This window comes from Paenibacillus sepulcri (assembly GCF_042647105.1).
Classification (GTDB): domain Bacteria; phylum Bacillota; class Bacilli; order Paenibacillales; family Paenibacillaceae; genus Paenibacillus_Z; species Paenibacillus_Z sepulcri.
Genome location: NZ_JBHRUP010000001.1, coordinates 8,060,315 through 8,075,576, shown reverse-complemented (window position 1 = coordinate 8,075,576; position 15,262 = coordinate 8,060,315). Strand labels below are relative to the sequence as shown.

12 protein-coding genes are annotated in these 15,262 nt (G+C 49.4%); 2 read left to right on the top strand and 10 right to left on the bottom strand.

Annotated features, from left to right (window positions below; translation table 11 throughout):
- Positions 1-216: 216 nt before the first annotated feature.
- The 4 genes from ACFOLF_RS34995 to ACFOLF_RS34980 all read right to left on the bottom strand — a co-directional run bounded on the left by ACFOLF_RS34995 (position 217) and on the right by ACFOLF_RS34980 (position 3,684).
- Positions 217-786, bottom strand: coding sequence for a YdeI/OmpD-associated family protein (locus ACFOLF_RS34995; RefSeq protein WP_210045299.1), 570 nt, complete (start codon positions 784-786; stop codon positions 217-219).
- Between the two features lie 171 nt (positions 787-957).
- Positions 958-1,149: a YgaP family membrane protein gene (locus ACFOLF_RS34990; RefSeq protein WP_210045300.1), complete on the bottom strand. Its 192-nt coding sequence runs from the start codon at positions 1,147-1,149 to the stop codon at positions 958-960.
- A 104-nt stretch (positions 1,150-1,253) separates the two neighbouring features.
- Positions 1,254-1,982 (bottom strand): Crp/Fnr family transcriptional regulator, encoded by a 729-nt coding sequence (locus ACFOLF_RS34985; protein WP_379113455.1) that lies wholly within the window; start codon positions 1,980-1,982, stop codon positions 1,254-1,256.
- A 97-nt stretch (positions 1,983-2,079) separates the two neighbouring features.
- Positions 2,080-3,684, bottom strand: a complete 1,605-nt coding sequence (locus tag ACFOLF_RS34980) for an alkaline phosphatase family protein (RefSeq protein ID WP_379113453.1) — start codon at positions 3,682-3,684, stop codon at positions 2,080-2,082.
- Between the two features lie 225 nt (positions 3,685-3,909).
- Here ACFOLF_RS34980 and ACFOLF_RS34975 point away from each other — a divergent pair, with 225 nt between their 5' ends.
- Positions 3,910-5,571, top strand: coding sequence for a CBM96 family carbohydrate-binding protein (locus ACFOLF_RS34975; RefSeq protein ID WP_210045302.1), 1,662 nt, complete (start codon positions 3,910-3,912; stop codon positions 5,569-5,571).
- Positions 5,572-5,699: 128 nt separating this feature from the next.
- Here the strand turns inward: ACFOLF_RS34975 and glpX are convergent, their stop codons facing one another.
- The 4 genes from glpX to ACFOLF_RS34955 all read right to left on the bottom strand — a co-directional run bounded on the left by glpX (position 5,700) and on the right by ACFOLF_RS34955 (position 10,156).
- Positions 5,700-6,698 (bottom strand): class II fructose-bisphosphatase, encoded by a 999-nt coding sequence (glpX, locus tag ACFOLF_RS34970; protein ID WP_210045303.1) that lies wholly within the window; start codon positions 6,696-6,698, stop codon positions 5,700-5,702.
- 172 nt (positions 6,699-6,870) lie between these two features.
- Entirely contained in the window at positions 6,871-8,355 is a 1,485-nt protein-coding gene (zwf, locus tag ACFOLF_RS34965; RefSeq protein ID WP_210045304.1) for a glucose-6-phosphate dehydrogenase, read from the bottom strand.
- 284 nt (positions 8,356-8,639) lie between these two features.
- On the bottom strand, positions 8,640-9,218 hold the full coding sequence (locus ACFOLF_RS34960) for a TetR/AcrR family transcriptional regulator (RefSeq protein WP_210045305.1): 579 nt from the start codon (positions 9,216-9,218) through the stop codon (positions 8,640-8,642).
- A 140-nt stretch (positions 9,219-9,358) separates the two neighbouring features.
- Positions 9,359-10,156: a helix-turn-helix domain-containing protein gene (locus ACFOLF_RS34955; RefSeq protein ID WP_210045306.1), complete on the bottom strand. Its 798-nt coding sequence runs from the start codon at positions 10,154-10,156 to the stop codon at positions 9,359-9,361.
- A gap of 227 nt (positions 10,157-10,383) precedes the next feature.
- Here ACFOLF_RS34955 and ACFOLF_RS34950 point away from each other — a divergent pair, with 227 nt between their 5' ends.
- The gene (locus ACFOLF_RS34950; protein ID WP_210045307.1) at positions 10,384-12,537 is read left to right on the top strand and encodes an alpha-amylase family protein; all 2,154 of its coding nucleotides are present in this window, start codon (positions 10,384-10,386) and stop codon (positions 12,535-12,537) included.
- An 81-nt stretch (positions 12,538-12,618) separates the two neighbouring features.
- Here ACFOLF_RS34950 and ACFOLF_RS34945 read toward each other — a convergent pair whose 3' ends face one another.
- A complete protein-coding gene (locus ACFOLF_RS34945) occupies positions 12,619-14,754 on the bottom strand; it encodes an alpha-amylase family protein (RefSeq protein ID WP_210045308.1) in 2,136 nt (711 codons plus the stop codon).
- A gap of 59 nt (positions 14,755-14,813) precedes the next feature.
- Positions 14,814-15,224, bottom strand: coding sequence for a Rieske (2Fe-2S) protein (locus ACFOLF_RS34940; RefSeq protein ID WP_210045309.1), 411 nt, complete (start codon positions 15,222-15,224; stop codon positions 14,814-14,816).
- Positions 15,225-15,262: the final 38 nt, after the last annotated feature.

The following is a 15,262-nucleotide window of genomic DNA, read 5'->3' as shown; positions in this document are numbered from 1 at the left end:
GTTTACACAAACTATTTTACAGACTCCAGCGCAACTTGAAAACCATGATTGCCGAATTTCTTGGCTAATGAAAGTCCAAGACCTGGACCTGCTCCGATGATTGCCAGAGTTTGCAAAATGAATCACTCCTCCCGATGACTTTTTTCTGGGTTAATTTACCATTATTCAAAACTATTATATCATTTATGTACCTTAAGATAAATAAATATTTTTTTCTTAGTAATCCAGAAGACGTCCATTATCATGCCATTGACCGTACATTTTGTTTTCTTTAGTGTTGGTTATGAATTTATCTAGTCTGCTCTCAAATAATACCGGCTGATTTTTATTGCTTTGTATCGTGTCAATCCGAACTCTTGTATAAAGCGCAGAGAATGCCATAAAATTCTCATACACTTGCTTATCCTCTTTTAGCCTTTGCTCTATAACCCTGTCTATTTTAAAAGAATCGCAGCCCATGTCAGGAAGCACCTTTCTTCCTTCGTCCTGCATTAACCCCAGCTTTTCGAGGCGGCGGACACGTTCTTTATTCAATTCGGTCCATGAACTCTTTTTACTTCTGGGGGACAGTCTCTGCGCCAGCCCCGTTTCAGATATTTTCTTTTTGACTCCATCGATCCATCCAAAGCACAAAGATTCTTCGACCGCGTCCAGATATAACAAAGTATCGGGGTGGGGCGTCATACTGACGACTACCCAACAAAATTTTTCAGTCTTACAATTCTCCTGTAACCAATACCTCAAATCTTCTCTCGATTTTACTGTAATCAGCTTTTCAATTTCCATCGATAACATAACATGCTCCTTTCCAGGTCGCTCTCCTATTGACAAGGCAATGTATGTGAATCATTTCTGAGAACATGATATAAGAAGAAGTATGACAACAGACTGTCATACTTCCTCTTAAAGCCAGAATGTGCGCCCATCCCAAATGCCACATCACTCACCTGATATGATTTAACGAATCCTGCAGGTATTGCGTCCAAGCAGCTGATTGATGGCGCATCTTTGCGTGAGTCCCGTGAACAGGAACGGCAGCGAAACCAACCCGGTCAGCTTCCAGTAACCGGGCATAAAATAAAACAGCGACAATAATGCGATACCCAGCACGATGCGAATAAAACGATCTGCTCCTCCAACATTTTTCATGACCAGCGGCTCCTCTCATTTCATATTTGTTTATCTCGCTTCCACAAGACGATAATAGCAAATTGAACAAGAGCCATCCGTAACAATGTCACATAACGAGCCAATTATTCTACATACACTTTAAGCCCTTCCCGTCTGATATCGGAAATTCTTCCCCGGGACACGTTAAGGAGACCTTCCTTCTGCAAGGATTTCAAGGTCCGGCTGATCACTTCCCTGGCCGTTCCCAGCTCTACGGACAAGGTATCATGGGTTATGGCAAGACTGTCGCTCCCATCCTCTGTCATCAGGACAAGGTATTCGGCAACCCGTCCGCGGATGGATTTGAAATTGATGCTGTCCAGAAGATTGGACATAATGAATAACCGCTTGGCGAACATTTTGAAAATAAACTGTCTGAAGCTTTTGTACCGGTCCATCCAATCCCTGAATATATGTACCGGAATGGCGAGCACAACGCTCGGGCTCTCCACGGAGGCCGAGGCTTCATATTCGCTCTCGCCCAGGATGCTGGCCATCATAAGGGGGCAGCACTCGCCGCCGTTGATTCTGTAGAGGGTGATCTCTCTTCCGCTGCTGCTGATTTTATACATTCTTACCGTGCCTTCGAGAATGAGTACCGCATACTCCAGAAACTGGCCTTCGTCAATGACATAATTGGGCTGAATCTCCATGATGGCGATCCCCTCTTCGCTCCAATCCTGAATGGATATATCGGCTAAGCTCGGGAAGAGCGCGGTTATATGAGAAACATGCTGCAGGATATCGGAAGACATGGATTCCATCCTTTCAAAAATCAGGTTTAATCGTTCCATCATTATCGAAATTAGCAATATAGCATCTCTCCTGAGAAATTGCAACCGCAAATGCTTCGATTTGCCCCGGGAATTCCGGGGAATGAATGTCAAAAGCCCGGGAATCCCTCCCGGGCTAATGGTTAATTTGCGTTTTTTTCTTTAACAGCTCAAGCAAATAGGCCTTTAAATCAACCATTCGCAAATATTGCGGCTGCTTCTTTGTTCCGCTGATGATCAGGGGGACTAGCGATTCCCTTTTGCGGATAGAGCCGTGCCCCCCGCCACCGATATGCGTCGGAGAGCTTCTGTCCGCCAGTTCGTAACCGGGCTTGGTCGTGACAACCAGAAACTCGCCTTGATGGGAATTCAGCGCGCCTGACAGCCGTTTCAGCACATCGGGGTATTCACCGTAAGCGAGGGAATGATCGGCAGCATTCACCTTCAGATCCAGTACCTCATTGTCCTGTTCGACCTTCCACGATTGATGATAGGGATCGGTTAGATCTCCGTCTGCTTTGAATCGGAGCTGTTTGGCGGTTGCCCCTTGCTGCGCGTATATCCAGCCCTCTTCCTTCCATGCAATCAGATCGATGCGCGGATCTTTTTGTAATCCCTTGGCCACGTCTCTTATCGGACGGTCTGCATGTACGGCATACACATAAGCCATTGTTTCATTGACGGCGAGGACAATGTCGATCCCCTTGTCCACGGTTTCTCCGGGATTTAACACACTCGCGTCTTCAAACATATTGTGGATATTGATTACCGGATTCTGCGCATCCGGCAGGATCTGGGTCATTCCGCTGTCGCCGGCAATGATAATGACCGCGTCCTTCAAGGCTTGTTCCGGCGAGCCGAATGCCTGAAGCAAGGATTGAAGCTGCTGATCCACCTTAATGACCCCATTCTGCTCGGAAGGACCGTTGCGGTGAAGCTTGCGGTCCAAGTCAGGCAGGTATACATACAAAAAATCCGGCAGTTTATTGGATGTAATCAAATATTTGACGGCTTCTACAGCAAAGTCATTATTGAACCCCATTTTATTGAACAGGCCATCGGGCAGATCGATGGAGCCTTCAAAGGGATTGGACAATGAACCCAGGGCCAATAAATCCGGTCCCTTCACCTTAATTTCCCTGGGCAAAGAGGTTGGGCCCTGCACCCATGCCGGAATTGATATTGTATGATTGGACATTCCCCGATAGATCAGCCCGTTGATTGACCCGGATGTCAGCCCCTGCCCGGCCAAATCCTCATAGATCGTGGGCAGCTTGCTGTTTAAGTGACTCCCGTTTAAATGGATCAACGCATCGGCCAGTACCGGATTGATTCCCTGTCTGGCCACTTCCATCGGCCCGGTCCCGTAATTGATCAGCTTCTTGAGGCCGGCTGAGTACCAGGTGAGACCCGGCACATGATGATCATCGGGGTATTTTCCGGTAATGAGCGAGCTGTCGATCGTGACGGACATCGTGGGAAACGAGCTTACAAGCTCTCTGTAATATTGACCATGTTCGATTAGAAATTCAATAGCCGGAAGCTTGTGCTGACGGATTCCCCGGTCGATCGCTTCAGGCATCAAGGAATCCACCAGCAGCAAAATGACCTTTTTCGGATTGTCTTTGTCTGCGGATTTGATCCGCATCAAATCCTGTTCTTCCTGCTTCGGGTTGCGGCATCCGATCATCAAGAGCAGCATCAGGATCGCCAGTACGATTCGGTTCTCTTTTTTCAGCATGACCATACACCCACTTTATGTAATATTTTGCCGCTGGGATCTGAATGTTATACAGGGCATTTAATGTCATAATCTGTTTGAATCGGATATATTGGCGACAATTTTGCACTGTGCAGAAGACCGTTTTCGCGGTACGCTCCATACCCAACTTTGATACCTTAATGGGTGAAGGGGGTGAAGGCGCTTATTGAATACAAATCCGCTCAATAAGGAGGAATTTTATTAATGCGCAAAAGTTACATGGTCTTGCTGATAGTCTTCATGCTTTTTACAATGACGCTATATCAAGGCGGTCCAGTCGCGGAGGCGGCTGCGATCACAACCATCACTCCTTCTGCCGATACGGATACACAAAGTGACGGTACTGAAGGCACAAATGCGAATTTGTACGCCAGTCAATGGAACAGCATTTTCACAAAATTCAGTTTGACTGGCTTATCCGGAACGGTAACGAATGCGAAGGTCCGAATTTATCATTCCTCACATGTCCTCAACCATACCCTGATCGTCAGCGGCGCGTCGACGGAAAGCTGGAACGAAGGCGGAGCGAAGCCAAGCCTCGGAACGCAAATCGCCAGTCAATCGGTTACAGGCACCGGCTACTATGAATTCGATGTCACCTCTGCCGTTCAAAACAAGCTCAGCGCATCGCAATCTTCCTTGACGCTGGGCTTCGGCACCAATATCGGAACGTGGGAACAATACCAGTCCCGGGAAAGCGGGAATACGCCGCAGCTTGTCATCACAACAGACAATAATGGCGGCGGCGGTAGTGGCACGATGAAGATCGGCACCAACTTCTGGTTTCTTGCTTCATGGAGTGGAGAAACACCCTTCAAAACCAGCGTGAACTGGTCGACCGCGTATGCAAGCGGGACGGATATTTGGAATCCTGTCTTTATCAGCGAGCTGGCTCCGTATTCGACCCTCCGGTTCATGGATTGGGGCGGAACGAATAACTCCAAAATCCAGACCTGGTCGCAGCGGAGGCTGCCGACAGATCCCGGAAACAGCGATATCGGTTATATCGGGTCGGGTGATCCGATGAAAGCGGGTCTCGCCTACGAATGGATGATTGATCTATGCAACAGGACGAATAAGGATATGTGGATCAATTTGCCCCATCTGTCAGACGATTCGTATGCACAGCAGCTCGCAACGCTCATCAAGCAGAAGCTCAACGCCAATTTGAAAGTGTATGTCGAATATTCCAATGAGACCTGGAACGGGGGATTCACGCAGTTCCAGTATACCCTCGACCAAGGCGTCATCAATGGTCTGCCGGGCTCCAATCAATGGTATCAAGGCGGCGCATTCAGTCTGTACCGCTCAGTTCATATCTGGCAGCAGTTCGCCAATGTCTTCGGCAGCCAATTGTCTTCAAGAGTCGTGAGAGTAGCCTCGTTCAGCGGCAACTATGATATTTTCGATCAGAGCTACAACAGCGTCATCAACAGCACCGCCTGGAACCCGACTAGTCAAAAAGCGGATTTATTTGCCATTGCGCCATATGTCGGCAGCGGTCTTGACGGGGCAAGCCCGAATATTCAAAGCGCGTTCCATCAGGATATTGATGCAACGTTCAACGACCGGGTACTGCCTGCCGTGACGATCGCTCAAAAATATAATGTCCCGCTTGGCACCTATGAGGGCGGACAGCATCTGCTGGTCAATGCCGACCAATGGAGCGGCAATCCGGACATTTATAACGAGTACACCTACATGCTGAATAAATTCGCACCTTATTTCACTCTCTTCAGCCACTACACGAATGCTGGAACCTGGTCGACGGGCGGAGCTTGGGGCGCCAAGCAATTTACGGGGCAACCGGCAGCGAATGCGCCAAAATACCGGGCAATTGCCGATTGGATCGCGGCCCATCCATGAGATGAAAGCAGCTGCTTTATGGAAAAAAAGCGGTTGAGGAGGATGTAACCCTGCTCAGCCGCTTTTCGCTTTTATGTCTGCAAGCCCCCCGCACGGAGATTGCGGTTCATCCAAACTGTATGGATTAATTACGGTGTCTGACCTGATATGTTTGCAGAGCTTCCTATTTGCTGCAGGTTTTTGTTCGGCAAATAATGGATCGCCTTGATAAAACGAATGGTTCTCGTTTTGGCGCGCATAACCATCGAATGAGTTTCCGCGTGTTGATCAGGGAGGTATCGTACACCCTTGAGAAACTCGCCATCCATCACGCCGGTGGCCGAGAAAATCACATCATCGTCCCCGACCAAATCCTCCATAGACAGGACTTTGAGCGGATCCATAATCCCCATCTCGATGCAGCGGTCGTATTGTGCTTGATTCTCGGGCATCAATCTGCCCTGGAATTCACCGCCTAAGCATTTCAATGCTGCTGCGGCCAGCACACCCTCGGGCGCGCCGCCAGAGCCCAGATAAATATCGATCCCAGTCTCCTCGAATGCAGGCGCAATAGCCCCTGCCACATCGCCATCCGACAGGAATTTGATCCGCACTCCGATATCCCGCAAGGTGTGAATCAGATCTTGATGCCGTTCGCGGTCCAATATCATAACGCTCAAATCGCAAACCTGTTTATTCAGTATGTCAGCCGCTTTTCTTAAAGTGGCCTCTGCGGGGTCGAGCAGACTGAGCTGCCCGGCCAATGCTGGTCCGACGGCAAGCTTCTCCATATACATATCCGGAGCGTGCAGCAAATTCCCTTTATTTGCGATCGCAATGACAGCCAGGGCATTGTTCAAGCCATTGGCCACAAGTGTCGTGCCTTCCAGGGGATCGACTGCGACATCTACCTCCGGCCCATGCCCGTTGCCCAGCTTCTCGCCGATGTACAGCATCGGCGCCTCATCCATTTCGCCTTCTCCGATTACAACGGTTCCTGCCATGGATACAGAATCAAACATAAGCCGCATCGCTGAAGTTGCCGCGTCATCTGCGTTCATCTTATCCCCCCGGCCCATCCAGGGTGCGGATGCCAGCGCTGCTAACTCCGTCACACGAACAACCTCCAACGCTAATTCACGTTCCACTTCATCGCCTCCTGTAAAGTTTCCTGGATTCTTATTAGTCCATCCATTGATATTCCGGTCCAGACGTAACCATCCTTGATATTTTGCAGGAATGCTGCCCGAATCATACATCCCCGCATAAAATCATTGCAATTCTGCCATAGTTCTAATTACAGTTGTGTTTGTCCGAGTGTCAGGCATACGCTTCTCTTGGTATCCTCTGAGCGAGGGGAACGGGCTTGCTGTCAAACCACCAATGATTGCCGTCCTCCGCGAGCAGAAGATCGGAAGCGTCCGGCCCGTAAGTGCCTGCCGGATAGTGATGAAGAGGAACAAGATCCTCTTCAAATGCTTCCAGGATGGGCTGAACCCATTTCCAGGCTAATTCGACCTCATCCCAGTGGGCAAAGAACGTCGGGTCTCCCTGCAGAGCGTCATAAATCAGATTCTCATAAGCTTCAGGCTCGCCGCTCTGATTGAAATGAAGATCCACTGGGATGGTGGAGGTCACACCTTTATTTGGCAGATCTTTATGGTTTATTTGCAAAGTAACGCCTTCGTTCGGGCTAATTTCAAAAATCAGCAGATTCGGTGCCGTCCGCTCCTGCGCTGAATAGCTGCGCTTGAATGGCTGTTTGAATTCAATCACAATACGCGTTGATTTTTCCTTCATTCTTTTTCCCGTACGAATATAAATGGGAATATCCCGCCAGAAAACATCGTCGATTCGTAAACGGACCGCTACGAAGGTATCATTCGTCGAACACGGATCAATACCGGGTTCATCCTTATAACCGGCTGCAGGCTTCCCTTGAATGCTGCCGGCAGTGTACTGGCCGCGAACCACATCATTAACAACGTTTTCCTTTAGTAAAGGTTCTACGGATTCCATCACTTGACGTTTGCTGATTCGCCCGTCATTCTTTCCTAGCGTCATTAATAGCTGCAGCATATGGTTCTGAAACATATCGCGGATCGCTCCGACATGATCGTAATAGCCTGCCCTCTCCTCAACGCCGACTGTTTCACTGGCTGTTATTTGAACATTGGCAATATATTGATTTGTCCATATGTCCTGTAGGGCAGGATTGGATTGCTCCAGAACATCAAGCTTCTGCACCATAGGCTTGCCGAGGTAATGATCAATACGGAAGATTTCTTCCTCTTTGAACGCTTTGCCCAATTCCTGATTCAGTTCCTGCGCCGACTTCAAATCATGTCCAAAAGGCTTTTCGATGATGAGCCGTTTCCAGCCCTTTGCCGAACCAAGCCCGCTTTCCTGGATGCTTGCTGCTATTTTCCCGAAGAATTCAGGACCAACCGACAAGTAGAACATCCGATTGCCCGGCAAATGCAATTCCTGCTCACGCTGCTCGACGACCTGCAGAAGCTTGTGGTAATCTTCAATGCGTTCCACATCCATTACGCTGTAGCGGAAAGCTTTTATGAAAGCCTTGATTGACGCGGAATCGTCAGCTGATCTTCTGGAGAACGTATGCAGCGACTGCTCGACTTGTGCCTGAAAAGCTTCATCAGACCATTCTCTTCTTCCGAGACCAATGATGGTGAATGACTTGCTTAACTTATGATCAAGGAACAAATTATATAATGCAGGATAAATTTTGCGCTTGGCCAAATCTCCTGTGGCTCCAAACAAGACAAATGTTGTTGCCTCCATTTTTATCACTCCTTATGAGAAACATTACGGGCACAACGTAATTAACTAACATTTATATAGTAGCACAATTTATTTCATTGTCTAGACTAAAGATATTTTTAGCATTTCTTATGGAGGAGGCTGGAAGAAGGAACACCAATTCCATACTCATGCTTCCCGGATATGAAGAACTAAATCGAATGTTCGTTCTACTCTGCTTTTGAAGGAATATATGAGCTTGAACAAAACGTCCTATCGATTCATCGCAACAAAAATCAGGTTGAAAACCCTGATTTTCGCTCTTTTTACTTGAGAACCGAATTCCAGCAGGATTGAATGATCCTGTGTATATCATCATCTGTCAGCTCGAGATAGTTTTGCAGATGCCCTTTAATCGTGTAAACTGCGGTGCCAATATGCATCTGAACCATCAGCCTGGGTTCAAGATCAATAAACAATTGCTGTTGAACAGCTTCCGCATAAATTTTCGTCATGGGCCCGCACCAGCCGCCCTTATAGGCTTCATCCTTTGAGGACTGATAAATATATGGCGAGAAAGAATACTGCTCAATAAACTGAAAGCCGAGCGGGTATTCCAGGCTGAGCCGAAAATAATTTATCCATGCCCGTTGAAATTTCTCCTGAACGCTATCAAGCTCATGGACACCCTTCATTACGGCTTCCCCGTTAAACATGACGATGCCTTTAAATAATTCATTAATGATATCTTCCTTGCTGCTGAAATAGTGATAAATACTTCCGGTCGATACCCCTGATTCTTTGGCAATCAGAGACATCGAGGTCGCCTGCAGTTCTTTTTCATTAATAATTCGCAGGGTTGTCTCCAGAACAGCTTTCTGCACCTTATTATATCTCTCAAACATATCGCGTTCCTCCATAAAAAATCATTTGCAAAATAAAAGACCGAACGTTCACTCTGAGTATAGTCAGGGCAATTCTTATTGTCAAGATCCCTTTATTCCGTCAAATTTGAGAGCCATGAATATCTGGAACGGCCCTCCTATTATCCCTTGTATATTCTCAGCTCGGTCAAAAACCGGGTAGGTGTCACACTCGTCACTTTTTTGAAAATACGATTGAAATACGCCTGATCGCAAAAACCGGTCAATTCGGCAACCTCTCTGATCAGGATGGACGGATCGGACAGCATCAAATCCTTTGACTTCGAGATCCTTATATAATGAAGGTATTCAATGGGAGCAGCTCCCGTCACCTCTTTGAACAAGTTGGTGATATAGCTCGGAGAGCGGTCGATCACATGCGAAAGCTCGGTTAACGTAATGGCCTTCCTATAGTTGTGCTGTATATATTTTTTGAGCTCCTCGACAAGCATGAGCTTTTTGACCGGAATCTGCCTGCGCTCGTGGTCCTGATTCATAATGATCAGCATTTCCAGCAGGATGGCGTGACATAGCAATTCCTGATAGGCTCCCTCCATCAGCGAATGATGGTTCAGAAGCGAGAACCGCTGCTTGAAATAGTCCTCTCCATGTACCCTGGTCTTTAGCCACTTCCCGCTTTTGAGCAAAGGCAGCAGTTCATTATTGTCGTCCCCGTTCAGGCTGAAATGGGTTGCAAACCGCTGATGGCCTGCACCGGATGCCGCTTCCCCGCCACGCACCGACCCGGCAGGAATAAACAACACATCGCCTTTCTTCAAATGGATCGTGTCCCCATTGACCCAATAGGTCAAGCTGCCTTCCGAAATATAAATCAGTACGTTCAGCGCGACCTGGGAAGGCTCCATATGCCAGTCTTGTTGATTATCCTGAAAAATGTAGCAAGTATGCAGCTTGAACACGAACAACGCCTCCTGAAAACTCTTTATCTAGTATAACGCAATCATTTATCGGCCGCTATAAAATGCCGGCCCCATAGCCAGCATTGAATTATACAAAAAATAGCTTGATCGTTAATAGATATTCCCCTATTTCCGATTTAAAATAAAGGGTGAAAGCGAATTCAAATCAATTCCTACAAATTCCAAATCATTGATTTGTACAAACGGACTCGAAAGGACGGATGACCATGACAATGGAAAACAATAAGCAGACAATGCCCGATGCAAAAAAGCCTTGGTATGAGCGCACTCTTAGATGGGGACAAACGAATCTGACGGAAATGGACCCTCTCAACTGGGACAAGGAGTGGTGGAAGGAATACTGGGAGCAAACGAGCGTACAGGGCGTTATTGTCAATGCAGGCGGCATCGTCGCTTATTATCCCAGCTCCTTCGCTCTTCAATATCGGGCTCAAGGTCTCGGAGACCGCGATTTATTGGGAGAATTCGTCGCGGAGGCCAGACAAGCCGGTCTGGCCGTGCTGGCCAGAATGGATATTAACCGGGCTACCCAGGATTTCTATGACGCCCATCCGGACTGGTTTGTCGTCAACGACAAGGGAGAGCCGGTGCAATCGAACGGGCGTTACATCTCCTGTGTGAACAGCGGTTATTACAAGGACTATATCCCCGAGGTATTGAAGGAGATTATAGCAAACTATCGTCCCGACGGTTTCACCGACAACAGCTGGACCGGAGCGTCCCGCAAAATCATTTGCCGCTGCGGCAGCTGCAAGACGAAATTTAAAGCGGAGACGGGACTTGACCTTCCTTCCGCATCCGACTACAACGATCCCGCATACCGGCAGTGGATCAGATGGAGTTATAATTGCCGCATCGAGAACTGGGATTTGTTTAACAGGATCACACATGAGTTTGGCGGAACCGATTGCTTGTGGCTGGGCATGTTCAATGCCGATCCGTTCAACCCTCATACTGCCTTCTGTGATCTGAAGGAGGTGGGAAAGCGCTCGAAAATCATCATGTGCGACCACCAGTCCCGGGATGGGAATACGGGATTCGAGCAGAACGGCCTCAATGGACATTTGCTGCATAACCTTGCAGGCTGGGATACCGTCATTCCCGAGAGCATGTCCAATTATGTTCGCGGGGTCCGTACGTTCCGTCAGGGCAGCAACCCGCCGGCGGAATCCCGCTTGTGGATGATCGATGGAATTGCAGGGGGCATTTCTCCCTGGTACCATCACGTCGGCGCACTTCAGGAGGACAGACGCCAGTTCGAGAACGCCCCTCCTGTCATGCAGTGGCATAAGGATAATGAGTCATACCTGTACAACCGGCGTCCTTGTGCAAATATCGGCCTTGTCTGGAGCCAGGAGAATACGGAATTCTACGGTCGCGATCAGGTCGAGGAACGGGTCGCCCTGCCCTGGCATGGCTTCGTCCAGGCGATGACCCGCGCCAGACTGCCGTTCGTGCCTGTACATGCCGACCATATTCCCAGAGACGCGGAGGGGCTGGATGTGTTGATACTTCCCGATCTGGCGGTAATCACCGATTCGCAGTATGAGGCGATCAGGGATTTTGCGGCAGCCGGGGGCAGTCTGGTCATTACAGGCGCAGCCGGCACGCTCGACGAATGGGGGGAACTGCGGGAATACTTCCCGCTGCAGGAGATTACCGGCGTTACGCTGCTGGATAAGGCCAAGGGCGGCGCGGGAAACCTGAGCGGCAGCTGGGAGTTTCATGAAGCGCATAATTATTTCCGGCTGCCCGAGGAACGCCATCAAGTGCTGAACGGCTTCGAGAAGACGGCCATTCTCCCTTTCGGAGGAACGATCCGGCGCGTAGAGTCGAAGGGGATGCTGCAGGCGCTTGCGACTTATATCCCCTCCTATCCCATCTATCCGCCGGAGTTCAGTTGGATGAGAGAGCCGCGCACAGACATTCCGGCCATGCTGGCGGGGGAGCATCCCGCAGGCGGACGCATTTTCTATTTTGCCGGAGACGTAGATCGCATTTATGGTCTATCGCGTCTCCCGGACCTTGGCGATCTGCTCGCCAATGCGGTGAAGTGGGCAGCCGGAGACAAAACTCCCTTCACAGTCGAAGGCCCGGGCTACCTGGACTGCAAGCTGTACAGCCAGGAAGGCAGGCGAATGCTCCATCTGGTTAATCTCAGCGGCAGCCGGAATCCAGGGTATCTGGAAGAAGTTCTGCCGGTTGGCCCCATAGAGGTTTCCATCAAATTGGATGGCTTTACCCCGGTTAGCGCTGCACTCAGGGTGAGCGGCATGATAATAAAGCCTGAAATCCGGAATGGCTGGGCGAAAATCCGAATCGATTCCCTGCATATGCATGAATTAATTGTATGGGAATAAGCCAAGAATCAGCAAAAGAGCTGTCCCCCAGCCGCTTCATGGCTGGGGGACAGCTCTTTGCAGTGAAATACGCGCCAAGGCTCAATCCAATATTATAAGTTCATGGTCGGTTATCGAATCGATTTGGAACGCAACCCAGGAATCCTTTATTTCGGGTTTTACATTTATATTCCGGACCTTCAAGCTTGCGCGGCCCGGAACGATATCATCAACTTTGATAGAAACCGAGATCGGACCTACAGGGAGGTTTTCCTCCAGATAGCCGAGCGTCTGATTAGTCCCGCTAAGATTGACCAGATGAAGGATCAATCTTTCATTCTGGCGATATAATTTGCAATCCAGATAACCGGGTCCCTCCACCTTGAGCGGAATGGTACCGGCTGCGGCCCATTTAACCGCATTGGACAAAAGATCGCCCAGATCCGGTATTTGCAATCGGCCGTAACAACGGTCCACATCTCCCGCGAAGTAAAACAGGCGTCCTCCCGCGGCATGCTCTCCGGCAAGCATGGCTGGAATATTGGATCCGGACTCTCTCATCCAGCTGAATTCCGGCGGGTAGATGGGGAAACCCGGGATATAGGCAGCGACGCTTTCCATTTGCGCGCCTGTTTGTACAATATGGACTTTTCCGCCAAACGGGAGAATTGCCGTATTTTCAAAGCTTTGGATCACCGGATGCCGGTCATCGGGCAATCTCAAATAATTATGACCGTCATAAACCTCCAGATTAAAAGGCTTGTTTGCTGAATTCCCCTCTATCTGATGGAGATGCTTCATCCCGGTTATGGATTCCAACGGAAATTCACTTCTTGTTTCACCCCACTGGTCCAGTGTCGCGGTGGCCCCGGTAAATACGAGGCTTCCGCCGGCTTCCACGAATTCCCGGACCGCCTGGCACTGCTCGTCGGTCATTGCCGCTAAATCCGGCAAAATCAGGACATCCAGGCCTTGCGCGTCCCTTGCGATATGGTCGGCGTTAACCGGCACATAAGGAATTCTTGCGCGGGTCAGAGACTTGACGAATCCGCTCCATGGGAGCGCGATCTTCTCCTTAACGTCTTCCCGGCCGTAGAAATCCGTATTGTCCTGACTCCACACGAGCCCAATATTTGCTGCCGGCAGGCGATTATATAAATATTCTTCATTCGCCTCATGCCATTGCATGACTGGAGGAGCATTGTCAAATTGGCGCTTGTCCTCATGGACAGCGCCGATGTGGTGATACCAGGGGGAAATGCCGCCGGAGATTCCCTCGATCATCCACATTCGGGTTTCTTTCGGCGGATTGCTTGCTTTTCGAAACATATGCGGTCCGCGCAGATAACTGGCCATGCTTTCCGTAACTACATTATCCCAGCCTGCAAGCGTGTGAAGAAGGTTGCCGCTTAGTCCGTTCATTTCAAACCCGTTCAGAGCATCCCGCGACTGATGGTCGCACATGACAATTCTGGATCGTTCCCCGATGACCTTCAAATCGCAGAAGGAATGAGAGTTGATCGGGCTGCCATGAACCATCCCCAGCCATAAACAATGAGGGCCTCCCGCTTCCTGAGCGGCTTTATTAAACAAATCCCAGTTTTCCGTCCGGCAGCTATAGCTCCACTTGACCCAGCTCCGGTAAACAGGATCATCCCAATCTTGCGACAGCGGAAGATCATGTCCATACTCCTTCTTGAATTTCTGTTTGCAATTATCGCAAAAACAAATAATCTGCCGGTTGACGCCGGTCCAGCTGTTATCGGCAAAGCCGTCAGGTTGATAAAGGCGGATAATCTCCCGCAGCACCTGAGGAATGTATTCCTTGTAATAAGCGCTGTTCACACAGGAAAAATAGCGGCCGTTGGAAGTATGAGGTTCCCCCTGGGCGTTCACCACAAACCAGTCGGGGTGCCTATCATAGAAGTCTTTAGTAGCCCTGTTTACATCCATTCTGGCCAGAACGGTCAATCCTTCTTTTCTGGCTGCAGCTGTAAACTCGCCGAAAAAATCCCGGTCGCCCAGACCTTGAGCCCGGTACTGCAAGTCAAAGGAGCTGGGATAATAAGCGACAATGCCTCCCGCGTTGACAATAAGCCCCTGAACCCGCGTTTCACGCCAATATTCTTTCCACATGTCCATGTCGATGAGGCCGGGGTCCATTTCCGTAAAATTGGTCTGCCCCCACCGCAAGGTCCGCCGATACCAAGGAGTTTCCGTGGCCGTTTCATCTGTCATATTGGTTGCATCTCCTTCATTTTCCAAAGCTGACCAGGTCATTCGACCCTGGCCCCAAGCTACGATACGATTACCACGATCCAACCCGACTCAACTTCGACCGGAAAGGTTTCCACGCCGGGACTTGCCTCGTCATCCTCCCCTACAACCTCCACTGCATAGGTTTTGACCAGGCAGCGAAACGGATCGAATACGGATTTGCCATTCTTAATATCGAATTCCCAGCCGTGCCAAGGACAGCGGACGATTTCGCCTTCCCTGCCATGCAGATACTCGCCGGGATCTGAGGGCAGCATCATGCCCTGGATTTTCCCTTGGCACAATTCCGCGCCCTGATGAGGGCAGCTGTTGCGAATCGCGTAAAATTCGCCTTTTATATTGTATAACCCTATCGAGCGGTTTTCGATTCTCTCGATTCTGCTCATTCCCGAAGGCAGCTCCTTGACCAAGCACACCTTATGTCTTCCCATTGATCTCCCCCCTTATGGAGCCTGGCTTGTTTCTTTTC